Here is a 23,959-nt window from a genome sequence, read left to right as displayed (position 1 = left end):
AGTCTATGGCAGCCACGTGGTTCATCCGAACCGGGGACGACCGGGGATGTCTCACACCACGCACAGCCACTCGCCGCGTACGCAGGGGAGTTCGGCGCTCAGGCGAGCAGGGGGAGTTGGCCGGAGAGGTCGGCCCGTTCACCGCTCGCGGTGACGAGCGCGTCCTCCACGGCGGCCGCCCACGCGAGGCGGCCGGTGGCCAGCCTGATCCACGTCAGCGGATCGGTCTCGACGACGTTCGGCGGGGTTCCGCGGGTGTGCCGGGGGCCCGCCACGCACTGGACCACGGCGAACGGCGGGATCCGCACCTCCACCGAGCCGCCGGGCGCCCCGGCGGCCAGCGCGTCCGCCAGCAGCCGGGTGACGGCGGCCAGCGCCTGGCGGTCGTGGGTGATCGCGGCGCCGGTGGCGGCGGCGAGGTCGTCGGCGTGCACGACGGCCTCCAGGAGGCGGGTGACCAGGAAGTCCCCCACGGTCATGGGCCCGAAGCGGCTGCGGACCACGGTCGCCGGATCGGTGGCGGCGGCCTCCAGCAGCCGGCCGGCGGCCGCGTCCAACCGCTCGGCGGCGTCCCGGGGTTGGAGCCCCGCCGCGGCCGCCGCGGCCTCCTCGTCGACGGACGCCGCGGCGGAGCGCAGCAGCGGCACGTACTCCTGGAGGGTGACGCGGGGCTCCCCGGGGTCCGGCGCGGTGCCGGCGGCGAGCAGCCCGGGCAGCCGGTCGAGCACGGCCGCGAGGTGGACGACGAGCTCCCGTACGGTCCACGCGCCGAGGCGGGTGGGCGCGTCGAAGGCGTCCGGGCGCCCCGCCTGCTCCCTCACCGCCCCGCACAGCGCCCGGAGTTGGCCCTCCAGGGCGGACCGCACCTTGGCGGGGTCGTGGACGCGGGCGCGGGGCTTGCGGGGGGCAGGGCTCATGGGGCGAGCGTAGTGCGGATGCCCGTCCCGGGCCGGAACGCCCCGGACCGGACGCGGCTCCGCCGCGCGACCGGGGCTCCGCGGCCGGACCGGGTCCGGGCGGAACCCCGGCTCGGGGCGGGGGGATCCCCCTACCCGAAGAGAGCGGGAAGCGTCGCCTCGTAAGCGGCCCGCAGTTCCTCCAGCGGCAGGCTGAACTGCCCCTGCACCTCCACGGATTCACCGTCCACGACACCGACGCGCGTCGCCGGCAGCCCGCGCGCCCCGCACATGTCCGTGAAGCGCAGCTCCTCGCTGCGCGGGACGGCCACGACCGCGCGCCCGGCCGACTCGGAGAAGAGGAAGACGAACGGGTCGGTGCCGTCGGGGACGACGAGCCGGGCGCCGTTGCCGCCGCGCAGGCAGGACTCGACGACCGCCTGGATCAGACCGCCGTCCGACAGGTCGTGCGCCGCGTCGATCATGCCGTCGCGGGAGGCCGAGATGAGGATCTCGCCCAGCAGCTTCTCGCGGTCGAGGTCCACGGCCGGCGGCAGGCCGCCGAGGTGGTCGTGGATCACCTGCGACCAGGCCGAGCCGCCGAGTTCCTCGCGCGTGTCGCCGAGGAGGTAGAGCAACTGGCCCTCCTCCGCGAACGCCATCGGCGTACGGCGGTTGACGTCGTCGATGACGCCGAGGACGGCCACGACCGGCGTCGGGTGGATGGCCGTGTCACCGGTCTGGTTGTAGAGCGAGACGTTGCCGCCGGTGACCGGGGTGCCGAGCGCCAGGCAGCCGTCCGCGAGCCCGCGCGTGGCCTCCGCGAACTGCCACATGACGCCCGGGTCCTCGGGCGAACCGAAGTTGAGGCAGTTGGAGATGGCCAGCGGACGCGCGCCGGTGGCGGCCACGTTGCGGTACGACTCGGCGAGGGCCAACTGGGCGCCCGCGTAAGGGTCGAGCTTGGTGTAGCGGCCGTTGCCGTCCGTGGCGACGGCGACGCCGAGGCCGGTCTCCTCGTCGATGCGCACCATGCCGGAGTCCTCCGGCTGCGCCAGCACCGTGTTGCCCTGCACGAAACGGTCGTACTGGCCGGTGATCCAGGACTTGGACGCCTGGTTCGGGGACGCGACCACCTTGAGGACCTGCTCGCGCAGCTCCTCGCCGGTCGCCGGGCGCGGCAGCTTCGCCGCGTCGTCGGCCTGGAGGGCGTCCTGCCACTCGGGGCGCGCGTACGGGCGCTCGTACACCGGGCCCTCGTGGGCGACGGTGCGCGGCGGCACGTCCACGATCTGCTCGCCGTGCCAGAAGATCTCCAGCCGTTCGCCGTCGGTGACTTCACCGATGACGGTGGCGATGACGTCCCACTTCTCGCAGATCTCCAGGAAGCGGTCGACCTTGCCGGGTTCGACGATCGCGCACATGCGCTCCTGCGACTCGCTCATGAGGATCTCCTCGGGCGAGAGGCTCGCGTCGCGCAGCGGGACGGTGTCGAGCTCGACGCGCATGCCGCCGGAACCGGCGGAGGCGAGCTCGCTGGTGGCGCAGGACAGGCCCGCGCCGCCGAGGTCCTGGATGCCGGTGACCAGGTTCTCGCGGAAGACCTCCAGGGTGCACTCGATGAGGAGCTTCTCCTGGAAGGGGTCGCCGACCTGGACGGCCGGCCGCTTGGCCGGGCCGGTCGAGTCGAACGTCTCGGAGGCGAGGACGGAGACGCCGCCGATGCCGTCGCCGCCGGTGCGGGCACCGTAGAGGATCACCTTGTTGCCGGCTCCGGAGGCCTTGGCGAGGTGGATGTCCTCGTGCTTCATCACGCCGACGCAGAGCGCGTTGACCAGCGGGTTGCCCTGGTAGCAGGGGTCGAAGACGACCTCGCCGCCGATGTTGGGCAGGCCCAGGCAGTTGCCGTAGCCGCCGATGCCCGAGACGACGCCGGGCAGCACCCGCTTGGTGTCGGGGTGGTCGGCCGCGCCGAAGCGCAGCGGGTCCATCACGGCGACCGGGCGGGCGCCCATCGCGAGGATGTCGCGGACGATGCCGCCGACGCCGGTGGCGGCGCCCTGGTAGGGCTCGATGTACGACGGGTGGTTGTGCGACTCGACCTTGAAGGTGACCGCGTAGCCCTGGCCCGCGTCGACGACGCCGGCGTTCTCGCCGATGCCGACGAGCAGCGCGTCGTTGGCCGGGGCCTTCTCGCCGAACTGGCGGAGGTGGACCTTGCTGCTCTTGTAGGAGCAGTGCTCGGACCACATCACGGAGTACATGGCGAGCTCGGCGCCGGTCGGGCGGCGGCCGAGGATGGCGCGGATGCGCTCGTACTCGTCCTGCTTGAGGCCGAGTTCGGCCCACGGCTGCGGGGCGTCGGGGGTCTCGGCGGCGTGCTTGACGGTGTCGAGGGTCATGATGCCTTGACCAGCTTCTTGAGGAGCGAGGTGAAGAATCCGAGGCCGTCCGTGCGGCCCGTGCCGATCAACGGCTCGACCGCGTGCTCGGGGTGCGGCATGAGTCCGACGACGTTGCCGGCGGCGTTGGTGATGCCGGCGATGTCGCGGAGCGAGCCGTTGGGGTTGCCGTCGAGGTAGCGGAAGGCGACCCGGCCCTCGGCCTCCAGCTCGTCCAGCGTGCGCTCGTCGGCCACGTAGCGGCCGTCGATGTTCTTCAGCGGGACGGAGATCTCCTGGCCCGCCGCGTAGTCGGCCGTCCAGGCGGTGTCCGCGTTCTCGACGCGGAGCCTCTGGTCGCGGCAGATGAAGTGCAGGTGGTTGTTGCGGAGCATCGCCCCGGGCAGCAGGTGCGTCTCGGTGAGCACCTGGAAGCCGTTGCAGATGCCGAGGACGGGCATCCCGGCCTTCGCCTGCTCGACGACGGTCTCCATCACCGGCGAGAAGCGGGAGATCGCGCCCGCCCGCAGGTAGTCGCCGTAGGAGAAGCCGCCCGGCAGGACGACGGCGTCCACCTGCTTGAGGTCCTTGTCGCGGTGCCAGAGCGGGACGGCCTCCAGGCCGGCGAGCCGGACGGCGCGCTGGGTGTCGCGGTCGTCGAGGGTGCCGGGGAAGGTGACGACCCCGACCCTGATGTTCCCGCGGCCCGCGGGGCGTTCGTGACGGGTGGCGGCGGGAGACGGGCCGGGGGTCACGACCGGACCCCGGACTCGGTACCGGTCGTGGCCACGGTGTCGGCGTCGGTCTCGACGCGGACGGTGAAGTCCTCGATCACGGTGTTGGCGAGAAACGTTTCCGCCATCTCGTGGACCCGGGCGAGGGCGGCGTCGTCGACCGGGCCCTCCACCTCGAGTTCAAATCGCTTGCCCTGACGGACGCCGGCGATCCCCTCGAAGCCCAGGCGTGGCAGCGCGCGCTGCACCGCCTGCCCCTGCGGGTCGAGGATCTCCGGCTTGAGCATGACGTCGACTACGACGCGTGCCACTGGCACTCCCGGTGTGTGGTGCGTGAGCTGAAGCGGTGCCGCCAGCGTACCGCCCCGAAAAATCTACGCGAGTAGATATGGAACGGTCTCCGGAGCCTTTACCGACGGTCACCGGAGCGCCACCCGGGGAAAAAATCCCGGAAAAATACCGGACCGACACACGGTTCCCATTGCAAACCGGCACGCCGACGGAATTAACTGGGCTGCACCGGACAATGTCCTTTGTCGCAGAGCCGAAAAGGCATTGCCGGAGAACCACCTAATCCCATGCATCGCCGCAGGTCAGCGCGGCGATACAGGCTGAAAGGACCATTCCGTGGCGCAGCGTGTGGTAGTGACGCTCTTCGATGACATCGACGGAGGAGAGGCCGCGGAGACCGTCACCTTCGGCATCGACGGCAAGTCGTACGAGATCGACCTCAACACTGCCAATGCGAAGAAACTCCGGCTCGCCCTCGAGCCTTACCTGGACGCGGGCCGCAAGCGTGCCCGTTCCGGCAAGGCCTACCGCCGCACCTCCGTCGCCCCCGACCCGGCGGCGGTGCGTGCCTGGGCCCGGTCCAACGGCATGGAGGTGCCGCCCCGGGGCCGGATCCCCAAGAAGGTGTACGAGGCGTTCAACGCGGCGAACTGATCACCCCGCCCCCGGGAAGCGGCCCCTGGCCGGCTCCCCGGGGGCCCGCTTGTCCGCCTTTGCACGAGCCTGTCCGCAAGCGTCCACCGGCCCGACTGCCGTTCCCCGCACCGGATTTGCATCGGCCCCCACATGATCCGCTAGAGTCTGGAGCACGCCGAGGGGCGAGGCCGACAGGCCGGACTCCCCGGAACGCGCGGGTGTAGCTCAGTAGTAGAGCGCCCCCTTTCCAAGGGGGAGGCGCAGTGTGCGATTCCTGTCACCCGCTCCGACCGTCCACCGGCCGCACCTGCGGCCCGGAGGACGGACGCGCGGGTGTAGCTCAGTAGTAGAGCGCCCTCTTTCCAAGAGGGAGGCGCAGTGTGCGATTCCTGTCACCCGCTCCGACCGTCCACCGGCCACTCATGTGGCCCGGAGGACGGACGCGCGGGTGTAGCTCAGTAGTAGAGCGCCCCCTTTCCAAGGGGGAGGCGCAGTGTGCGATTCCTGTCACCCGCTCTCATCGCTTACCGACCACTCCGGTGGATCAGGTAGAGTGGTGCTCGCACCGCACGGAAACGCGCGGAGCACATGCGGACGTAGCTCAGTTGGTAGAGCGCAACCTTGCCAAGGTTGAGGTCGCGAGTTCGAGCCTCGTCGTCCGCTCCGGAGCGAAGGCCCCGGTCACCACGACCGGGGCCTTCGGCGTTTCCCCGCTCCCCCGCGTCCTCGGCTCCCCGGCTCCTCCTCCTTCCCTCCCCGCCCCACATGACGTTTGTCAGAGGAAGTCATGACGGGCCGCACTGCACTTCTCCTTGGGGCGCCGGGACGCTGGACCCATGGACATCGGGGAGAGTGTGATCGAGGTCTCGGGGCTGCGCCGGAGGTACGGGCCGGAGGGCGCCGCCGGTTTCGAGGCCGTGCGGGATGTCAGCTTCGACGTACGGCGCGGGGAGGTCTTCGCGCTGCTGGGGACGAACGGGGCGGGCAAGACGTCCACCGTCGAGCTGCTGGAGGGCCTCGCCCCGCCGACCGGGGGGCGGGTCAGGGTCTTCGGCCACGACCCTTATGGCGAACGGGCCGTGGTGCGGCCCCGGATAGGCGTGATGCTGCAGGAGGGCGGCTTTCCGTCCGGGCTGACGGCCGTCGAGACGGCGACGATGTGGGCGGGGTGCACCAGCGGGGCCCGGCCCGTCGGCGAGGCGCTGGAGCTCGTGGGGCTCGACGGGCGGCGGGACGTCCGCGTCAAACAGCTCTCGGGCGGCGAGCGGCGGCGGCTGGATCTGGCCCTCGCCCTCCTGGGCCGGCCCGAGGTGCTGTTCCTGGACGAGCCGACCACCGGGCTCGACCCCCAGGCCCGCCGTCTCACCTGGGAGTTGGTCCGCGAGCTGCGCGACGGGGGGACGACCGTGGTGCTCACCACGCACTATCTGGAGGAGGCGGAGGCGCTGGCCGACCGGCTGGCCATCATGAGCGAGGGCCGGATAGCGGTCGCGGGCACGCCCGGTGAGGTCATCGCCGGCCGGCCGTCGCGGATCCGGTTCGCGATGCCGCCGGGCTGGTTCGTCGGGGATCTGCCGCCGCTGGCCGAGCTGGGCGTCCTGCACCACTCCGAACTCCCGGAGGCACGGGGGCAGGTGGAGCTCAGGACGCGGGAACTGCAGCGCACGCTGACCGGTCTCCTGCTGTGGGCCCGGGAGACGGGCGTCGAGCTGGAGGGGCTGGACGCGCGGACGGCCTCGCTGGAGGAGGCCTTCCTGGCGATAGCCGGCGCGGACGCGACGCGTGAGGGGGCGGAGGCGTGAAGGCCATGACGCGCGTGCTGGCCCTGGGCCGCGCCGAGCTGACCCTGCTCGGACGGAACCGTCTCGCCCTCCATGTGGCCGTGCTGGTGCCCCCGTTGATGGCCTGGGCCATGCGGAGGAGCATCGGCGGCATCGACGGGCTCGGCCTCGGCGAGACCGGGATGTCCCTCGACGAGCTGGCGCTGACGGCCGGTTTCGGGTTCGTCCTGCTCTTCGTGGTCCACCAGAACCTCGTCAGCGCCTATGTGGCGCGGCGCGAGGAGCTCGTCCTCAAGCGGCTGCGCTGCGGGGAGGCACGGGATCCGGAGATCCTCGCGGGGACGGCGCTGCCCGCCGTGCTGATATCGGTGGCGCAGTGCGCGCTGCTGGCGGTCGTGGGCGTGGGCCGGCTGGGGATGCGGGGTCCGGCCCGGCCGGATCTGATGGTGGCCGGGCTGGTGCTGGGCATCGTGGTGTGCGCCACGCTCGCCGCGGTGACGTCCGCGTGGGCGCGGTCCGTGGAGAGTGCCCAGCTCGTGACGTTGCCGCTGTTCCTCGTCTCGCTGATGGGCTCGGGGATCGGCGTTCCGCCGGAGCTCCTGCCCGCGCCGGTGGCCTCGGTGTGCGAGCTGCTGCCGCTGAGCCCGGCCCTGGCGCTGATGCGCGGCGGCTGGCTCGGGGGAATGGGCGCCTATGCGGCGATAGGGCATGTGATGACCGCCTTGGCCTGGACGGGGATGGCCGTGTTTGCTGTGAAGCGGTGGTTCCGTTGGGAGCCGCGGCGCTGAGACGGGGGAGGACATGGGGGTACCGGCACGGCTGACGGGCTGGCGGGGGCGGAGCAGGATCGCCCAGGTGGACAGCTATATGCGCTGGACGCTGTATCTGCTGCCGTTCGTCTTTCCGCTCAGCGCGAGTCCCACCCTGCTGAGCGAGACCGGGGAGGGGCGGGGGCTGTCGCAGGCGGTGTGCGTGCTGTCCCTGGGGCAGTGCGTGCTGGGAGTGGGCCTGCTCCGGCGCGCGCTCGAGCATTACCGGATGAGGCGGCCGGCTCCCTGGCGGCGGGCCGTCCTCGCCGGGGTGTTGCAGGTGGCCACCATCGTCGCGGTGGTCGCCCTGGTCCGCACCGACGGGGTCACGCACGCCACGGCACGGGGCACCGCGCTCCTGTCCGGCGGGCTGACGTTCTTCGGGGCGCTGAGCCTGCTGGCCGCCCGGGTACGGACGTATCTGCTGTGGTGCCTGGTGGGCGGGCCGGTGGCGGGGGTGCTCGTCCTGCTGTTCGGGGGGCGGCCGGCGGGGGCGGTGGTCGTCGTCTTCCTCGTCTGGTTCCTGGCGCTGTGGAGTCTGTCGACGGTGCGGACCACGGGCTGGGTGCTCGCGGTGATGTGGGAGGCGGAGACGGCGCGGGCCGTGCAGGCGCGGCTGGCCGTCGCGGAGGAGCGGCTGCGCTTCTCCCGGGACGTGCACGACGTCCTCGGCCGCAATCTCACGGTGATCGCCCTCAAGAGCGAGCTCGCCGGGCAGCTGGCCCGGCGGGGGTCGCCCGCGGCGGTGGAGCAGATGGCCGAGGTGCAGCGCATAGCCCGGGACGCGCAGCGGGACATGCGCGAGGTGGTCCGTGGATACCGGGAGGCGGACCTCTCGGCGGAACTGGCCGGGGCGCGTGCCGTCCTGGGCGCGGCGGGCATCGCCTGCCGCGTCGACGACACGGTGCGGGAGGAACTGCCGTCCGCGGTGCGGTCGGTGCTGGCCTGGACGGTCCGGGAGGGGACGACGAACGTGCTGCGGCACGCGGAGGCCGGGCGGTGCGCGGTGCGGCTGCGGACGGCCGACGGCCGGGTGGTGATGATCATGGAGAACGACGGGGTGGGGTCCGGTGGCGCGGGCGGTTCCGGGGGCGGCTCCGGGCTCGCGGGGCTGCGCGAGCGGGCCGCCGCGCTGGGCGGGACGCTCGCGGCCGAGCGCCGGGGCAAGGGGACGTTCCGGGTGACGGTGGAGCTGCCGCTCGCGGCCGAGGAGGCGCGTGTGACGGAGGAGTCAGGGGGTGCGGGGGGTGAAGGGGCGCTCGCGGTCGAGGGGGCGCGCGTGACCGGGGAGGCGCGGGCCGCGCGGGACGAGGAGGTGCCGGCGACCGAGGAGGCACGGGGTGCCGGGTCCGAAGGGGCGCTCGCGGCCGGGGAGGTGCAGGGGGCGCGGGACGAGGAGGCGGCGGCGGGGGCCGTCCCGGGGGGCGGGGGCGCCGTGCTCGCCGCGCGCGGAGGGGAGAGCTCTTGATCACGGTGATGCTCGCCGACGACGAGCACCTCATCCGCGGCGCGCTCGCCGCGCTCCTCGGGCTGGAGGACGATCTCCGCGTGGTCGCCGAGGCCGCCTCGGGACCGGAGGCGATCGCCATGGCGCGGGCGCACCGGCCCGATGTCGCGGTGCTGGATCTCCAGATGCCGGGCGCGGACGGTGTGACAGTGGCCACAACGCTGAGATCCGAACTCCCCGGCTGCCGCACCATGATCGTGACCGGGCACGGCCGGCCCGGACACCTCAAGCGGGCCCTGGAGGCGGGGGTGCGGGGGTTCGTCCCGAAGACCGTCTCGGCCCAGCGGCTCGCCGAGATCATCCGCACCGTGCACGGCGGAAGCCGTTATGTGGACCCGGAGTTGGCGGCCGACGCGATCAGCGCGGGGGACTCCCCGCTGACCGCCCGCGAGGCCGAACTGCTGGAGCTGGCGGAGGATGGGGCGCCCGTCGCGGAGATCGCGGAGCGGGCCCGGCTGACCGTCGGGACGGTCCGCAACTACCTCTCGGCGGCCACCGCGAAGCTCGGTGCGGAGAACCGCCATGCGGCGGCGCGCATCGCACGCGCTCAGGGTTGGCTATAGTGGAACCCGCACCGCACGGAAACGCGCGGAGCGCATGCGGACGTAGCTCAGTTGGTAGAGCGCAACCTTGCCAAGGTTGAGGTCGCGAGTTCGAGCCTCGTCGTCCGCTCCAGAGCGAAGGCCCCGGTCACCACGACCGGGGCCTTCGGCGTTCTAGCGCTCCCCGTCCGCCGCGTTCCCCGTGCCACGGCCGGGGAAGCGGAGGCGGAAGAGGGCGCCGCCGCCCTCGGGGCGTTCCGCGGTGAGTCCGGCCCCGTGGGCGCGGGCGATCTGCCGGGCCATGGCGAGGCCGAGCCCGGAGCCGGGCAGGGCCCGGGCCTGGCGGGAGCGGTAGAAGCGGTCGAAGACGTACGGCAGGTCCTCGGCGGAGATCCCCGGGCCGTGGTCGCGGACCGTGAGGTCGATGTGACCCGTGGTGTCCCGGCCGAGCCGGACCTCGACGGTGCCGCCGGGCGGGCTGAACTTGGCCGCGTTGTCGAGGAGGTTGGACAGGAGCCGGGCGAGGCGTGCCGGGACGCCGGCCACCGTGGTCTCCTCCGTGTCCACGGCGAACGGGGTGTCCGGCCAGTGACCGCGCGCGTCGGCCGTGCAGCGTTCGGTGAGCAGGTCCAGCCGTACGGGCTCGACGAGTTGCTGCGGCTCCTCGTCCCGGGCCAGTTCGATCAGGTCGTTGACCAGGCCCGTGACCTCGCGCAACTGGCGGCCCAGGGCGGCCGCGGCGCGGTCGCGCTGCGCGGGGGTGAGCCGCTCGGCGCGGGCGAGGAGTTCGGCGTTGGTGCGGAGCGCGGTGAGCGGGGTGCGCAGTTCGTGGGAGGCGTCCGCGACGAGGCGGCGCTGGGCGGCGACGGCGTCCTCCAGCTCGCCGAGCATGGTGTTGAAGCTGTCGGTGAGGCGGGTGATCTCGTCGCCGCGGGCGGCCTCGTGGGGCGGCAGCTCGATGCGGTGGGCCGGGTCGCGGGTGGCGGCGATGCGCTCGGCGGTCGCGGTGAGCCGGGTCACGGGGCGCAGCGCCGTGCGGGAGGAGAAGTAGCCGAGGCCGGCCGCCAGCAGCACCCCGGCGCCGCCGACCGCGCCGAGGAGCAGGCCGGCCTGGTGGACGCCCTTCTCCACGGTGTCGGAGCGCACGGCGACCTGGAGCGCGCGGCCGCCGCCGAGGGGCGTCGTGTACATCCGCAGCGAGCGGCCGTCGCGGACGATGTCGCTGTAGTACGGGCCGAGGGTGCCGGCCGCGACGCGGCGCGTGGCGCCGGTGACGGGCAGGACCAGCCCGCCCTGTCCGGGAGCCGCCGGGTCGGCCGGGACGACCTGGGCGCAGGCCGGGGCCGCGAGCCAGGCGCACTCCCCGTACAGCACGCCGGTGCCGCCCTGCCTGCCCTGCTGGACGAGCACGCCGGACTGCTGCTTCAGCTGGAGGTCGAGCTGGTTCCTGATCTCGTAGCGGATGACGACGTACGCGGCGGCGAGCACGCCGAGGGCGACGAGGGCGACGGCGGCCGTCGTGACGAGGGCGAGGCGGGTGCGGAGGCGGGCCTTGACGCGGGCCCTCGTGCGGGCTCCGGTGCGGGCCCTCGTCCCGGGTTCCGTGCGGGGGTTCACCGGGCCGCCAGCCGGTAGCCGACGCCGTGCACGGTGTGCAGGAGGCGGGGGCCGCCGCCCTGCTCCAGCTTGCGGCGGAGGTAACCGATGTAGACGGAGAGGGAGTTGGACTCCGGGCCGAAGTCGGTGCCCCAGACGTGCTGTTGGATCGTCTCCCGGGGCAGGACCTGGCCGGGGTTCCGCAGGAACAGCTCCAGGAGCGTGAACTCGGTGCGGGTGAAGTCGAGGTGGACGCCGGAGCGGGTGCCGGTGCGGGTGACCGGGTCCACGGTCAGGTCCTCGAACGTCAGCCGCCGCTCGTCCGCCTGCGCGCCGGCGGGGGCCACGCGGCGGAGCAGGGCGCGGAGGCGGGCGAGGAGCTCGTCGAGGGCGAAGGGCTTGACGAGGTAGTCGTCGGCTCCGGCGTCCAGGCCCGCGACGCGGTCGGAGACGGCGTCCCGCGCGGTGAGGACGAGCACGGGGGTGCGGTCCCCGAGGTCGCGCAGGCGCCGGCAGACGGAGAGGCCGTCGAGGACGGGCATGGCGAGGTCGAGGACGAGGGCGGCGGGTTGCTCCTCGGCCAGGGCTTCGAGGGCTTCCAGGCCGTCCTTGGCGGTGCGGACCTCGTAGCCCTCCACGCGGAGGCTGTCGGCGACGGCTTCGCGGACGTCCGGGTCGTCGTCCACGACGAGGAGGGGGGTGGGGGTGGCCATGCGTCCCCACTCTAGGTGGGTTCGTTCCGCCCCCGGCCCGCGCTCACTGCCAGCGGGTCAGCGTCAGGCGTTCGTACGCCTCCACGTAGCGGGCCCGGGTCTGGGCGACGACGTCGTCGGGGAGGGGCGGCGGGGGGGTGCCGCCGTGGCGGTCCCAGCCGGAGGCGGGGGAAGCGAGCCAGTCGCGGACGTACTGCTTGTCGAAGGAGGGCTGGCGGCGGCCGGGGGTCCACTGGTCGGCCGGCCAGAAGCGGGAGGAGTCGGGGGTGAGGACCTCGTCCGCGAGGTAGAGCCGGCCGCCGTCCGAGGGGTCCCGGCCGAACTCGAACTTCGTGTCGGCGAGGACGATCCCGCGGTCCCGGGCGATCTCCCGCGCCCGGTCGTAGACCGCGAGCGTCGCCTGCCGCAGCTCCGCCGCCGTCTCGGCGCCGACCTGCCGGGCCACCTCCTCGTAGGAGACGTTCTCGTCGTGCTCGCCGACCTCCGCCTTCGCCGCGGGCGTGAAGATCGGGGAGGGCAGCTCGGAGCCGTCGACGAGGCCCTCGGGGAGGGCGAGGCCGCAGACGGTGCGCGTCTGCTCGTACTCGGCCAGGCCGGAGCCGGTCAGGTAGCCGCGGGCGACGCACTCGACGGGGAGCATGTCGAGGGAGCGGCAGACGAGCGTGCGGCCCGCCCAGTCGGCGGGGGCGCCGGCCGGCGGCTCGGTGGAGAGGACGTGGTTCGCGACGAGGTCGGTGAGGCGGTCGAACCACCACAGGGACAGCTGGGTGAGGATGCGGCCCTTGTCGGGGATCCCGGTGGGCAGCACCCAGTCGTAGGCGGACATCCGGTCGCTGGCGACCATCACGAGCCGCCCGTCCCCGTCCCGGTACAGGTCGCGGACCTTGCCCGTGTGCAGGTGCACAAGTCCGGGCACCTGCACGGGTTCGGGCTTCTCGACGAATCCGGACACGCGTCCTCCTGGTGGTTTGTCCAAACGTCTCGATTCTGCCGCATGGCCGGGGCGGCCCCGGCAGGGGGTCAGGCGGGTTTGCAGATGTGGTCGAGGAGGTTGGCCGTGGCGCGCTGGATCCGGGCGTCCGTGTGGCCCGCGCGGTCCAGGGCGGGGGCCCAGGCGGAGGTGCCGGCGGCGAAGACCAGGGCGCCGCTCGGGGCCCGGTAGAGGGACGTCTCCTGGTGGCGCCGGGCGCCCTTGGCGTCCCGGTACGGGGAGTGGGCGAGCAGGACGCGCTCGGTGTGCGCGGGCAGGGCCGTGCGCGGGTGGTAGCGGTCGGCGGCGCCCGCGACCAGGCCGGGGAGCTCCTCGCCCTCGGCCGCGCCGGTGCCCTCCCACAGCCAGTGCCGGGCGTTGCGGACGACCAGGGGGGCGGGGGCGGGGACCCGGCCCGCGTACTGGATGCCCAGGAGCTGCTGCTCGGGGGCGGCGTCGCGCCAGCGCGCCGCGGAGCGGCCGGACGCGCGGGACCGGCGGCAGGTCAGCAGCCGGTCGGGGCCGGCCGGCGAGGGGGCCGTGGCGACCTGCCGGAGGAGGGCGCCGGCGCCGAGGAAGACCAGGGACGTGCCGGCGTCGCGGGCGGCCTCGGCGGCGTGCCGCAGGGGCGCCGACCAGTACGGGGCGGGGCCGGGGAAGACCAGGCCGCGGTGGCGGGCCGGGTCGACGCGGCCCGCGTGCAGGTCGGAGGCGTGGGCGCAGCCGAGGTCGTAGCCCTGGCGCTCGGCCCAGCGGATGACGTCGTAGGCGTGCCCGATGTCCGGGGGCAGGCCGGTGCCCGCGTAGGGGCGGTCGGCGCAGACGGTGACCGCCGCGTCCTCCTCGCCGAGCAGCCGGCCGTCCTCGTCCCAGGCGCGGTGCAGGGCGGCGCCGGTACGGCCGTCCTCGGGGTAGAGGTTGTGGGCGTCCCAGCTGAGGTCGGGCAGGACGAGCAGCAGGTCGGTGGGGGCCGGGTCGCGGACGGTGAAGGGCACGTGGGCGCGGTCGCCGCCGGCGGTGGCGAGGACGGCGACGTAGGCGCCGGGCGGCCAGTGGGCGGGGACGGGCAGGCGCCAGGAGAGCCACCAGTGGTGGCAGGAGACGGCCCGGTCGGCGACGAGGGGCGGCGGCTGGGCCGTCCCGGCCAGGGGCGGGCTCTCGGCGACGGTGGCGGCCCCGTGCCCGGCGTAGTGACCGACGCGGTGGACGGTCACGGTGAAGGGGCGCGGGGGCTCGACGGTGACGCGCAGGTCCAGGGTCTCGCCGGCGGTGACGGAGGGCCGGGAGGTGAAGCCGCGGACGGGACGGCGGACGTCGTCGGCCGCGTACCAGGGCGCGTCGGCGGTGCCGTGCAGCCAGGGCAGCGGGGGGGCCGCGCGGAAGGGGTCGGCCGCGGCGTGCGCGAGCGCGCCGGACTCCCAGCCGTCCACCCCGCCCTCCCTCCGCTTCCCCTGGCCGCGCCGCGCTCAGCCGAGCCGGACCGGCTTCTCCGGGCGCACCCCGACCTCGCCCAGCCAGGCGCGCAGCGGCTCCCCGTCCCCGTCCTCGACGAGGCTGAGCACCGTGCGGGCCAGGTCGGCGCGGCGGGCGCCGCCGACCAGCAGGGCGGGGCCGTCGAGCCAGTCGAGGCCGGGGACCGCGCCCGCGGTGTCCACGGCGGCGCAGCAGACCATGGCCGTGACGTGGTCGGTGAGCAACTCGCGGTCGCTGCGCGGCGGCTGGGGCGGGAACAGCGGGACGAGCCCGTCGCACCGCGGCCCGTCGGCGCCGCGCGCGCCCGGACCGCCGGGCGGCCGGGGGCCGGCGGCGCGGTGACCGGCCTCGCGGGCCAGCTCGGCGCTGAGCCGGGCGCCCAGCCGCGCGCCGACGCCCGGGCCGGCCGGGCCGGTGAGGCGGTCGAGGACGCGGGCGACGGTGGGCGGGGCGGGGGTGGCGTCGGCGAGGGGCGGCGGCCCGGCGGGGCAGACCGTGAGGTCGTCGAGGACGTCCTCCAGGACGCGGTGCAGCCGGGCGGCCTCCAGCCGCCATTTGCGGTCCACGACCTCCTCGGGGTACTGGCTCCAGCTGACCGGGGTCCAGCCGGGGCCGGGCCGGTCGGGGCCGCCGTGGAAGAGGCGGGCGGCCAGCAGGGAGGCGGCCTCGTCGATGACGCCCGGCTCCTCCAGCAGGTCGCAGGCGGGGCGCTCGCCGAGGCGGGAGGCGAAGCCCTCCGCGAGCCGGTCGCGGCGGGAGAGCTCGGTGAGCGCGGAGACCACGCCGGCGTCCAGCCGGGAGGGCCAGCGGCCCATCCGCCAGGCGGGCAGGGCGACGCGGTTGAGCAGCCGGTCCCAGCCGGCGTAGGCGAGGCCGACCTGCTCCTGGGCGACGATCCGCAGACCGTAGTCGACGGTCTGGGCGCGCTCGGCGGCGGCCGCGGCGACGCCGCGCTCCATCTCGGCGGCGTGCTCGCGGCAGGAGCGCAGCAGCACCCTGGCCGTCCAGCCGACGAAGGCCAGCGGGGGGCGGCGGGCGGCGACGGCCACGGCGGCGTCCAGGCCGCGGACGAAGCGGCGGGCGGCCGCTATGTCCGGCTGGGCGGACGGGCCGGTGCCGGCGACGACCGGGGCGAGCAGGGCGCGCAGCTCGGCGACGCGCATCCACCACAGGAACGGCGAGCCGATCACCAGCACCGGCGCGGCCCCGCGCCCGCCCGGCGCGGGGCGGGGGCGGTGCGCGGGGTGCGTGCGGTCCTCCAGCCAGCTGTCGCAGTCGGGGGTGAGGGCTATGGCGGAGGGCGCCGGGACGTCGAGCCGGTCGGCGAGGTCGCGGACCAGGCGGTAGAGGTCGGGGGCGGTCTCTTCGGGGACGGGCACGGTGGGGCTGAGCGCGGGCCGGGCCCGGACGACCACCGCGGCCACCACCCCGGCGAGGGCGAGGACGACCAGGGCGGCCGCGGTCACGGCCGGGCCGGCGGCGCCCGCCGCGCTGCCGTCCGGGATGCGGCCGGTGAGCGAGCCCGTGAGGAGCACCACGGCGGCGGCGGCCGGCAGCAGGGCGACGGCCAGCGCGGTGCTGCGGACGCGCAGCACGGCCAGCGCCCGGGTGCGCGCGGCGTGCGCGCCGGCTTCCGTACCTGCCACGAGACCGATCACCCCCAGTTGCCTGACGTGCGCTGTGGGCCTTTCCGAGGAGCCGCGGCGGCCGGGAGGGGGCCGTCGTCGTCGCCTACCACCCCACTGTGGCACCGGCCTCTGACATCGCAATGCCGGTGGGCCAGTTGCCGGACGCACGGCAGTCGGCCTGCGCGGCACCCTAGTTGGGCCTGGGGCGTACGTCAGCCGATCGGCCTATTGGTCACCCGATGGAATGGCTTTGCCCAAAGCAGCTGCGTGGGCGCGGTTCCGGCTGTCCCGGGGGCCCGGCCCCCGGGAGGGGGGTGTCAGCCGGCGGCCTTGGCCGCGATGTCCGTCCGGTGCCGCCCGCCGTCCAGACGGATGCGGGCCACCGCCTCGTACGCCCGCTCCCGGGCCCGGGCGAGGTCGGCGCCGGTCCCCGTCACGGACAGGACCCGGCCGCCGGCGCTGACGACCGCGCCCGACGCCGCGTCGCGCCGGGTGCCGGCGTGCAGGACGTAGGCGTCCTCGACGGCGTCCGCCTCGGCCAGGCCCTCGATCGGGTCGCCGGTGCGCGGGGCGCCGGGGTAGTTGTGCGCGGCGACGACGACCGTCACGGCGGCGCCGTCGTCCCAGCGCAGCGGCGGGAAGGCGGCGAGGGAGCCGGTGGCGGCCGCGTGCAGCAGCCCGGCGAGCGGGGTCCTCAGGCGCGCCAGGACGACCTGTGTCTCCGGGTCGCCGAAGCGGGCGTTGAACTCGATGACCCGCACGCCGCGCGAGGTGATCGCCAGGCCCGCGTAGAGCAGGCCGCCGAACGGCGTCCCGCGGCGCCGCAGTTCGTCGACGGTCGGCTGGAGGACGGTCCGCAGCACCTCGTCCACCAGGCCGGGGTCGGCCCAGGGCAGCGGCGAGTAGGCGCCCATGCCACCGGTGTTGGGGCCCTCGTCGCCGTCGAGGGCGCGCTTGAAGTCCTGGGCGGGCTGGAGGGGGACGACGGTCTCGCCGTCGGTGACGGCGAAGAGGGAGACCTCGGGGCCGTCGAGGAACTCCTCGATCACCACCTGGTCGCAGGCGAGCGCGTGCGCGCGGGCCGTGGCGAGGTCGTCGGTGACGACGACGCCCTTGCCGGCCGCGAGGCCGTCGTCCTTGACGACGTAGGGGGCGCCGAAGGCGTCGAGCGCGGCGTCGATCTCCTGGGGGGTGGTGCACACGTAGCTGCGGGCGGTGGGCACGTTCGCGGACGCCATCACGGACTTGGCGAACGCCTTGGAGCCCTCCAGCCGGGCCGCCTCGGCGGAGGGGCCGAAGGCGGGGATGCCGCGCGCGCGGACCGCGTCGGCCACGCCGGCGACCAGCGGCGCCTCCGGGCCGACGACGACGAGGTCCGCGCCCAGGGACGCGGCCAGGTCCGCGACGGCCGCGCCGTCGAGGGCGTCGACCGGGTGCACCTCGGCGACCTCGGCGATGCCGGCGTTGCCGGGGGCGCAGTGCAGCGCGGTGACGTCGGGGTCGAGGGACAGTGAGCGGCACAGGGCGTGTTCGCGGGCGCCGCCGCCGATGACGAGGACCTTCACGGGGGTCACCCTATTGCCTTCCGGAACGATCAGTGCCGCCTGTCCCGGCTCTCCCACCATGCCCGTCAGGCCTCGTCAGAACGTTTCGCCGCACGCGCCCCGTCACGTCCACACAGGTGACCCACTCTTTCGAGTGAGGGCGAAAAGGGCCCCTATACCCGATTCCCAGGCACTTACGGGCGGCAAAGGCCCGATCCGGTGCACAAGGCCAACCGTTCGGCGGTAGGAAAGGGGCGGTGACAGGGGTACTCAGCGGCGAAGAGGGAGTACAGGGGTGAGCCAGCCTGAGATGCGGCCCGAGGGACCCCCCAAGGAGCAGGACGGGAAACACCGGGGAGACCTGCGCGGCCGGACGTTCCCGCTCGGCGACTGGGGGGAGCCGGCCCAGCGGCTGGACGAGCTGTACCGGTGGGTGGAGAGCGGCGCGCTGTACCTGGCGGACTGGTATCTGGCGGACCGCGCGTGGAAACGGCGCTGGGCCCGCGTGCTGCGGGTGGCCTCCGCGGCGTTCACGGTCGTCGGCGCCGCGCTGCCGCTGCTGCAGCTGGCCGGGGCCCTGCGCTCCGGTTCCACCTGGGCGTTCCTCGCCCTGCTGGGCACGGTGGCCTGCGTCGGCTGCGACCGCTACTTCGGGCTGACCACGGGCTGGATGCGCGCCGTGGCCACCGCGCAGGCGGTCCAACGGCGGCTGGAGGTGCTGCAGTTCGACTGGGCGTCGGAGTGCGTCCGCGAGGTGCTCGGTCCGACCGAGGGCACGGCGAGCGAGGCGGCCGAGCGCTGTCTGACGGTGCTGCGCCGCTTCTCGGAGGATGTGTCGGAGCTCGTCCGGGCCGAAACGGCCGACTGGATGGTGGAGTTCAGGGCCGGGCCGGCGCCGCTGCTGACGCAGTCGCTGGTCGCCTGGGGCCCCCGGGGGGAGAACGGGGCGGCCGTCGGCCGCTTCCCGCTCCCGCCCGGTTCCCGGCCGAACATGCCGCGCCAGCGGCCCCCGGAGTCGCCCCGCTAGGCGGCTCCGGAGGGCCACCGGCCCGCGGGGGGACGGCTCAGCTGAAGACGATCATCGAGCCCTGGCCCAGGCTCCGGGTGGCCGCCGCGTGCAGCCCCAGCCACACGTGGCGCTCCCGGGCGAACGGGCTGTCGTCCGCCGGGCCGGGCGCGGCCCGCTCGTCCAGGGCGGTGGGCCGGCCGGGCGCGGCCGGCGCCTCGGGCGGGTTGTCCGGGTCGATGCCCAGCACCGGTGCCACGGACCGCAGTTCGCGCAGCAGACCGTGGCTGGACCCCAAGGGGCCGCCGCCGTCGAGGAGTTCGTCGGTGGCCAGCGGCTCGGCGAAGTCCACCGGGACGTAGGCGCCGGCGTGGTCGTAGTGCCAGACCAGGTGCGACTGCCGGGCCGTCGGCTCGAACATCTCCAGCAACTGCTCGTAGTCGCCGCCGAGTTCGTCCACGGGGGTGACGGACAGCCCGCACAGGTTCAGCAGGTGGGCGCGGCGCAGGAAGTGGAGCGCGTCGTAGTCGAAGCCCGCGACGGGGGCCACGTCCCCGGACAGGCCCGGCATGTAGCCGAAGACGGGGACGGGCGGCAGCCCCGCGTCGCCGAGCGCCTTGTCGTAGACGGCTATCTCCTCGGCGAAGGGGTTGTCGGGGCTGTGGCAGAGCACGTCGACCAGGGGGACAAGCCAGAGGTCACAGGCCACGTGAGCTCACTCTCGTTTTCGCCGTCGGTGCGATGGTCGGGCCAGAGTAGTGCCGCTCAGCGGGTTGTCACACGGGCCGGAGGGCGCGGAGGGCCGGATCCCGCCGCCGGACCGGCGGCTTTCAGGCCGTCAGGGACTTGATGAGCGTCATCGCGTGCGTGTTGTAACCGGTGACGATGCGCCGGACGGCGGCCGCCTCCCGGCGGGCCAGCGCGTCCACCATCTCCGTGTGGCCGCACCACAGCCGGCCGCGCAGGTCGGCGACCCGGCGCAGCAGCGGCACCATGAAGACCCAGCACTGCACGCGGACCCGGTCCAGGAAGTCGGAGATGTAGGGGTTGCCGACCAGGGCCGCGAACTCGCGCCAGAAGCGCAGGTCGTAGCCGATGAGGATGTCGAGGTCACCGGCGCTCGCGGCGCGTGACGCCTCCTCGGCTCGGCGCCGCACGGAGGCCAGGACGGGCGGGGTGGCGGCGGTCAGCGCCTGCTCGGTGGCGTGCCGGAACATGCCCTCCAGCATCATCGTGCGGGCCTCGACCATGTCGATGAAGTCGGCGTACGAGAACTCCCGCACCCGGTAGCCCCGGTGCAGCTCCACGTCGAGGAGCCCCTGCGAGCACAGGTCGAGCAGGGCCTCGCGGACGGGGGTGGCCGACACCCCGTAGCTCTCGGCGATCTCCTTGACGGTGAACTGCCGGCCCGCCGGGAGCCGGCCCGCGATGACCTCCTCGCGCAGGGCGTCGGCGATCTGTGAGCGCAGTGTCGTGCGCTTGACAGCCTCGCTGCCGGGCATCGTCGTCCGTCTCCCCTTCCGTGACCGCGCGCCAGCGCGAACGGCCCCCGCAACAAGATAGGCGAGGGCCGTCGGGGAGCGTACCGGTACGGCCGGGAGGCGCGGCGGTCAGGCGGTGTGACGGTCAGGCGGTGTGGCGGTCGGCCACCGTCAGCGCCTCGTCCAGCAGCGCGAGTCCGTCCTTGGCCTCGGAGTCGGTGACGGTGCACGGCGGGACGACGTGGATCCGGTTCATGTTCACGAAGGGCCACAGGCCCGCGGCGCGGCAGGCGGCGGCCAGGGCGGCCATCGGGGCGTTGTCCTCGCCGGCCGCGTTGTAGGGCACCAGCGGCTCGCGGGTGGTGCGGTCGCGCACCAGCTCCAGCGCCCAGAAGACGCCGAGGCCGCGCACCTCGCCGACGGCGGGGTGGCGCTCGGCGAGCTCGCGCAGCCCGGGGCCGAGGACGTCCGCGCCGATCCGGGCGGCGTTCTCCACGATGCCCTCCTCGGCCATGGTGGTGATCGTCGCCACCGCCGAGGCGCAGGCCAGCGGATGGCCGGAATAGGTCAGTCCGCCCGGGTAGGGGCGCTTCTCGAAGGTCGCGGCGATCTCGTCGGAGATGGCCACGCCGCCGAGGGGGACGTAACCGGAGTTGACGCCCTTGGCGAAGGTCATCAGGTCCGGGACGACGCCCCAGTGGTCGGCGGCGAACCAGCGGCCCGTGCGGCCGAAGCCCGCCATGACCTCGTCGAGGACGAAGACGATCCCGTACCGGTCGCAGATCTCGCGCACCCCGGCCAGGTAGCCGTCCGGCGGCACCATGATCCCGGCGGTGCCCGGCACGGTCTCCAGGACGATCGCGGCCACGGTCGCCGGTCCCTCGAAGACGACCGTGTCCTCCAGGTGCCGGAGCGCCCGCTCGCACTCCTGCTCCTCGGTCTCCGCGTGGAACGGCGAGCGGTAGAGGAACGGCGCCCAGAAGTGGACGACGCCGGCGGCGCCGCTGTCGTTCGGCCAGCGGCGCGGGTCCCCGGTGAGGTGGATCGCCGCGGCGGTGGCGCCGTGGTACGAGCGGTAGGCGCTGAGCACCTTGGGGCGGCCGGTGTGCAGCCGGGCCATCCGGACGGCGTTCTCGACGGCCTCGGCGCCGCCGTTGGTGAAGAAGATCCGGTTCAGGTCGCCCGGCGTCCGTCCGGCGATGAGCCGGGCCGCCTCGGAGCGCGGCTCCACGGCGAAGCCCGGCGCGAACGTGCACAGCCGCGCGGCCTGTTCCTGGATCGCCGCGACGACCCTGGGGTGCTGGTGGCCGATGTTGGTGTTGACGAGCTGGGAGGAGAAGTCGAGGTAGCGGTTGCCTTCGAAGTCCCAGAAGTACGAGCCCTCGGCACCCGCGACGGCCAGCGGGTCGATGAGGCCCTGGGCGGACCAGGAGTGGAAGACGTGGGCGCGGTCGGCGGCCTTGACGGCGGCACCGAGGGCGGGGTCGGGCAGCGTGCTCACGGGCGTGACCTCGGGTGGCTCGGCGGGCGGGCTCGGAACGGTCCTGCGGCGGGGCGGTCCTGCGGCGGGGCGGTCCTGCGGCGGGGCGGTTGGGGGCCGGACGGCCCTGCGGGCTGGTACACGGTCAGCCTACGGTCGGCGCGCTCCCGGCAGCACCGGCACTGTGTCCGGAACCGGACGCGGATACCGGCACCGTGCCGGGTCCGGTCCGCGAATCGCCGTAGCGGAAATCCCGTTTCGCCCGGGTTTAGCGTGCTACGTTCATCACCAGTTGCGCCTGACGGTCTGTGACCTCGGGCGCTCTTCCTCTTTCGGGGCGCCTCCGGAGCGCCCCACACCGCTCTAACGAGGAGTCATCTTGGCCACGGGCACCGTGAAATGGTTCAACTCGGAGAAGGGCTTCGGCTTCATCCAGCAGGACGGCGGCGGGGCCGACGTCTTCGCCCACTACTCCAACATCGCGACCACGGGCTTCCGGGAACTCACGGAAGGCCAGAAGGTCACCTTCGACATCACCCAGGGCCACAAGGGCCCGCAGGCCGAGAACATCGTCCCCGCCTGATCACCCCGTTCCCCTCCGAGGGCCGGCGCCCCGCATGTCCCGTGCGGCGCACCGGCCCTCGTGCCGTGCGGCTATCCTCCGGCAGGAACCACGGGGGGAAGGAGAGCTGACGGCATGGACGCCCTGACGCCGGAGGACCCGCGCACGCTCGGCGCCTACCGGCTGCTCGGCCGGCTCGGCGCGGGCGGCATGGGCCGCGTCTACCTGGCCCGTTCGGACCGCGGACGCACGGTCGCGGTCAAGCTCGTCCAGCCGGGGCTGGCCGAGCAGGAGGAGTTCCGCCGCCGCTTCCGGCGCGAGGTGCGCGCCGCCCGGGAGGTCGGCGGGGAGTGGACCGCGCCCGTCCTGGACGCCGACACCGAGGCGGACGTGCCGTGGGTGGCGACCGGCTACATCGCCGGGCCCTCCCTGCGCCAGGTCGTCGGGCAGGACTTCGGGCCGCTGCCGGAACGGTCCGTCCGTGTCCTCGCCGCCGGGCTCGCCCGCGCCCTCCGGGCGATCCACGCGGCGGGCCTCGTCCACCGCGACCTCAAGCCCTCCAACGTCCTGATCACCCTCGACGGGCCGCGCGTCATCGACTTCGGCATCGCCCGCGCCCTCGACGCCGTCACCGACGGGGAGGGGCTCACCCGCACCGGCGCGGCCGTCGGCTCCCCCGGCTTCATGTCGCCCGAGCAGGTGCGCGGCCTGGAGACCACCCCGGCCAGCGACGTCTTCTGCCTCGGCTCGGTGCTCGCCTACGCGGCCACCGGCCGGATGCCCTTCGGCACCGCGGACAGCGGCGCCCACGCCCTGATGTTCCGCGTCGCCGAGGAGGAGCCGGACCTGGCGGGGCTCCCCGGGCCGCTGCTCCCGCTGGTCTCGGCCTGCCTGGCGAAGGATCCGGCGGACCGCCCCACCCCCGGGCAGGTGCTCGACCGGCTCGGCCCGGCGGACGCCGACGAGGAGCCGTGGCTGCCGGGCGGGCTCGTCGCCCAGCTGGCACGGCACGCGGTACAGATGCTCGACATCGAGGGGCCGGCGGAGATACCCGGGCCGGGCGGGGCCTCGCCGGATGCGCCGCCGGCCGCGCCGGCGCCGGCCACCGACGCCCCGGCCGTCCCGGCCCCCGCCCCGGCCTCCGAGCAGCCCACCGTCGCCGGGCCCCCGCGGACGCCCCCGCCCGCCGAGCCGCCCACCGCGACGGCCGTCACCACCTCCGTCGGGCACCCCACGCCGCCGCCGGCGGGATACGGCCCGGCGCACCCCGGCCCGTACGCTCCGTACCCCCCGTACGGCCCCTACGCGCCCCCGCCGCCGCCCCCGCGCCGCTCGCGCGGGCCGTTCGTGCTCGTCACCATCGCGGCGGCCGGGCTGCTGGCCGGGGCCGGAGCCGTCTACCTCGTCAAGCAACAGCAGCGCGGGGACGACGACAAGCCCGCCGCCCGTCCGGCGGCGTCCGCCAGGAACCCCGCCCGCGGCACCCCGGCCCCGCAGCGCACGCCGCGCACGACCGCCCCCGCGACGAGCACGGCACCGGCCGGCGGCGCGCAGGCCTTCGCCGGCACCTGGTCCTCCGACTTCCCCACCGGCGGCGGCCGCAGCTACCGCACCATCGTCCTCACCGTGGGGGCCGGCGGCGGCACCGCCGAGATCGAGGGCTACGGCAACCTCGACGACGGCACCTCGTACCGCTGCGCCTGGACGGCCCCCGTCCTCGGGAACGGCACCGACACGGTGCTGCGCCTCGGCCCGTCCACCGTCACCACCGCCCAGCCGGCGACGGCCTGCCAGCCGGGCTCCGCGTCGGACCTGACGCTGCTGCCGGACGGCCGCCTGCGCCGCGCCTTCGTCGACTCGGGCACGAAGGACGCCTCGCTGGTCTACTCCAGGAGCAACTGAGAACGCCCCGGTGGCCGTCGACGGCCA

The 23,959-nt window shown here is 74.6% G+C and carries 21 protein-coding genes and 5 tRNA genes; 13 read left to right on the top strand and 13 right to left on the bottom strand.

The genetic code is table 11. The annotated features are described in order from the left end of the window. Positions 1 to 98: 98 nt before the first annotated feature. From AC230_RS28450 to purS, 4 genes are all read right to left on the bottom strand, one after another. Positions 99 to 917 (bottom strand): sterol carrier family protein, encoded by an 819-nt coding sequence (locus AC230_RS28450; RefSeq protein ID WP_049719215.1) that lies wholly within the window; start codon positions 915 to 917, stop codon positions 99 to 101. A gap of 131 nt (positions 918 to 1,048) precedes the next feature. Continuing rightward, a complete protein-coding gene (purL, locus tag AC230_RS28445; protein WP_049719214.1) occupies positions 1,049 to 3,298 on the bottom strand; it encodes a phosphoribosylformylglycinamidine synthase subunit PurL in 2,250 nt (749 codons plus the stop codon). After that, positions 3,295 to 3,972 (bottom strand): phosphoribosylformylglycinamidine synthase subunit PurQ, encoded by a 678-nt coding sequence (purQ, locus tag AC230_RS28440; RefSeq protein WP_049719535.1) that lies wholly within the window; start codon positions 3,970 to 3,972, stop codon positions 3,295 to 3,297. The genes purL and purQ overlap by 4 nt, the downstream gene beginning before the upstream one ends. A 56-nt stretch (positions 3,973 to 4,028) precedes the next feature. Next, positions 4,029 to 4,322, bottom strand: coding sequence for a phosphoribosylformylglycinamidine synthase subunit PurS (gene purS, locus AC230_RS28435; protein ID WP_049719213.1), 294 nt, complete (start codon positions 4,320 to 4,322; stop codon positions 4,029 to 4,031). A 316-nt stretch (positions 4,323 to 4,638) separates the two neighbouring features. Here purS and AC230_RS28430 point away from each other — a divergent pair, with 316 nt between their 5' ends. The 10 genes from AC230_RS28430 to AC230_RS28385 all read left to right on the top strand — a co-directional run bounded on the left by AC230_RS28430 (position 4,639) and on the right by AC230_RS28385 (position 9,710). Next, complete coding sequence (locus AC230_RS28430; RefSeq protein WP_049719212.1) at positions 4,639 to 4,956, top strand: histone-like nucleoid-structuring protein Lsr2; 318 nt, start codon at positions 4,639 to 4,641, stop codon at positions 4,954 to 4,956. Between the two features lie 196 nt (positions 4,957 to 5,152). Next, a tRNA-Gly gene (locus AC230_RS28425) sits at positions 5,153 to 5,224 on the top strand. Positions 5,225 to 5,267: 43 nt separating this feature from the next. Next, positions 5,268 to 5,339, top strand: a tRNA-Gly gene (locus AC230_RS28420). A 43-nt stretch (positions 5,340 to 5,382) separates the two neighbouring features. After that, positions 5,383 to 5,454 (top strand) — tRNA-Gly (locus tag AC230_RS28415). A 74-nt stretch (positions 5,455 to 5,528) separates the two neighbouring features. Beyond that, positions 5,529 to 5,601, top strand: a tRNA-Gly gene (locus AC230_RS28410). A gap of 173 nt (positions 5,602 to 5,774) precedes the next feature. Then, complete coding sequence (locus AC230_RS28405) at positions 5,775 to 6,740, top strand: ABC transporter ATP-binding protein (RefSeq protein WP_049719211.1); 966 nt, start codon at positions 5,775 to 5,777, stop codon at positions 6,738 to 6,740. 5 nt (positions 6,741 to 6,745) lie between these two features. Continuing rightward, positions 6,746 to 7,507 carry an ABC transporter permease gene (locus tag AC230_RS28400; RefSeq protein WP_078871689.1) on the top strand — a complete coding sequence of 254 codons (762 nt, stop codon included), beginning with the start codon at positions 6,746 to 6,748 and terminating at the stop codon, positions 7,505 to 7,507. Between the two features lie 13 nt (positions 7,508 to 7,520). Continuing rightward, a complete protein-coding gene (locus tag AC230_RS30480; protein ID WP_078871639.1) occupies positions 7,521 to 8,996 on the top strand; it encodes a sensor histidine kinase in 1,476 nt (491 codons plus the stop codon). An 8-nt stretch (positions 8,997 to 9,004) separates the two neighbouring features. Beyond that, positions 9,005 to 9,598: a response regulator transcription factor gene (locus tag AC230_RS28390; RefSeq protein WP_049719533.1), complete on the top strand. Its 594-nt coding sequence runs from the start codon at positions 9,005 to 9,007 to the stop codon at positions 9,596 to 9,598. Between the two features lie 36 nt (positions 9,599 to 9,634). Next, positions 9,635 to 9,710: transfer RNA gene (locus AC230_RS28385), tRNA-Gly, on the top strand. A gap of 41 nt (positions 9,711 to 9,751) precedes the next feature. Here the strand turns inward: AC230_RS28385 and AC230_RS28380 are convergent. The 6 genes from AC230_RS28380 to purD all read right to left on the bottom strand — a co-directional run bounded on the left by AC230_RS28380 (position 9,752) and on the right by purD (position 17,522). After that, on the bottom strand, positions 9,752 to 11,194 hold the full coding sequence (locus tag AC230_RS28380; RefSeq protein WP_078871638.1) for a HAMP domain-containing sensor histidine kinase: 1,443 nt from the start codon (positions 11,192 to 11,194) through the stop codon (positions 9,752 to 9,754). Continuing rightward, positions 11,191 to 11,886: a response regulator transcription factor gene (locus tag AC230_RS28375; protein ID WP_049719209.1), complete on the bottom strand. Its 696-nt coding sequence runs from the start codon at positions 11,884 to 11,886 to the stop codon at positions 11,191 to 11,193. The genes AC230_RS28380 and AC230_RS28375 overlap by 4 nt, the downstream gene beginning before the upstream one ends. A gap of 43 nt (positions 11,887 to 11,929) precedes the next feature. Next, positions 11,930 to 12,838, bottom strand: a complete 909-nt coding sequence (locus AC230_RS28370) for a phosphoribosylaminoimidazolesuccinocarboxamide synthase (protein ID WP_049719208.1) — start codon at positions 12,836 to 12,838, stop codon at positions 11,930 to 11,932. A 68-nt stretch (positions 12,839 to 12,906) separates the two neighbouring features. Further along, positions 12,907 to 14,286: a N,N-dimethylformamidase beta subunit family domain-containing protein gene (locus tag AC230_RS28365; RefSeq protein ID WP_049719207.1), complete on the bottom strand. Its 1,380-nt coding sequence runs from the start codon at positions 14,284 to 14,286 to the stop codon at positions 12,907 to 12,909. A gap of 36 nt (positions 14,287 to 14,322) precedes the next feature. Next, positions 14,323 to 15,984 (bottom strand): hypothetical protein, encoded by a 1,662-nt coding sequence (locus tag AC230_RS28360; RefSeq protein WP_241833411.1) that lies wholly within the window; start codon positions 15,982 to 15,984, stop codon positions 14,323 to 14,325. A gap of 290 nt (positions 15,985 to 16,274) precedes the next feature. Then, entirely contained in the window at positions 16,275 to 17,522 is a 1,248-nt protein-coding gene (gene purD, locus AC230_RS28355) for a phosphoribosylamine--glycine ligase (protein WP_049719531.1), read from the bottom strand. Between the two features lie 274 nt (positions 17,523 to 17,796). Between purD and AC230_RS28350 the strand changes: the two genes are divergently transcribed. Then, a complete protein-coding gene (locus AC230_RS28350) occupies positions 17,797 to 18,528 on the top strand; it encodes an SLATT domain-containing protein (RefSeq protein ID WP_049719205.1) in 732 nt (243 codons plus the stop codon). A 37-nt stretch (positions 18,529 to 18,565) separates the two neighbouring features. Here AC230_RS28350 and AC230_RS28345 read toward each other — a convergent pair whose 3' ends face one another. From AC230_RS28345 to AC230_RS28335, 3 genes are all read right to left on the bottom strand, one after another. Further along, the gene (locus AC230_RS28345) at positions 18,566 to 19,216 is read right to left on the bottom strand and encodes a hypothetical protein (RefSeq protein WP_049719204.1); all 651 of its coding nucleotides are present in this window, start codon (positions 19,214 to 19,216) and stop codon (positions 18,566 to 18,568) included. Positions 19,217 to 19,337: 121 nt separating this feature from the next. After that, positions 19,338 to 20,009 (bottom strand): GntR family transcriptional regulator, encoded by a 672-nt coding sequence (locus AC230_RS28340; protein ID WP_049719203.1) that lies wholly within the window; start codon positions 20,007 to 20,009, stop codon positions 19,338 to 19,340. Positions 20,010 to 20,133: 124 nt separating this feature from the next. Then, positions 20,134 to 21,489 carry an aspartate aminotransferase family protein gene (locus tag AC230_RS28335; RefSeq protein ID WP_049719202.1) on the bottom strand — a complete coding sequence of 452 codons (1,356 nt, stop codon included), beginning with the start codon at positions 21,487 to 21,489 and terminating at the stop codon, positions 20,134 to 20,136. 358 nt (positions 21,490 to 21,847) lie between these two features. On the opposite strand from AC230_RS28335, the gene AC230_RS28330 reads away from it, so the two are divergent. After that, positions 21,848 to 22,051 carry a cold-shock protein gene (locus tag AC230_RS28330; RefSeq protein ID WP_049719201.1) on the top strand — a complete coding sequence of 68 codons (204 nt, stop codon included), beginning with the start codon at positions 21,848 to 21,850 and terminating at the stop codon, positions 22,049 to 22,051. A gap of 114 nt (positions 22,052 to 22,165) precedes the next feature. Then, complete coding sequence (locus AC230_RS28325; RefSeq protein WP_049719200.1) at positions 22,166 to 23,932, top strand: serine/threonine-protein kinase; 1,767 nt, start codon at positions 22,166 to 22,168, stop codon at positions 23,930 to 23,932. The last annotated feature ends 27 nt before the right edge of the window (positions 23,933 to 23,959 follow it).

Origin of the sequence: Streptomyces caatingaensis, from assembly GCF_001187435.1 — a bacterium.
GTDB lineage: Bacteria > Actinomycetota > Actinomycetes > Streptomycetales > Streptomycetaceae > Streptomyces > Streptomyces caatingaensis.
The sequence above is the reverse complement of the archived record's forward strand: the minus strand, read 5'-3'. Positions and strand labels throughout refer to the sequence as shown.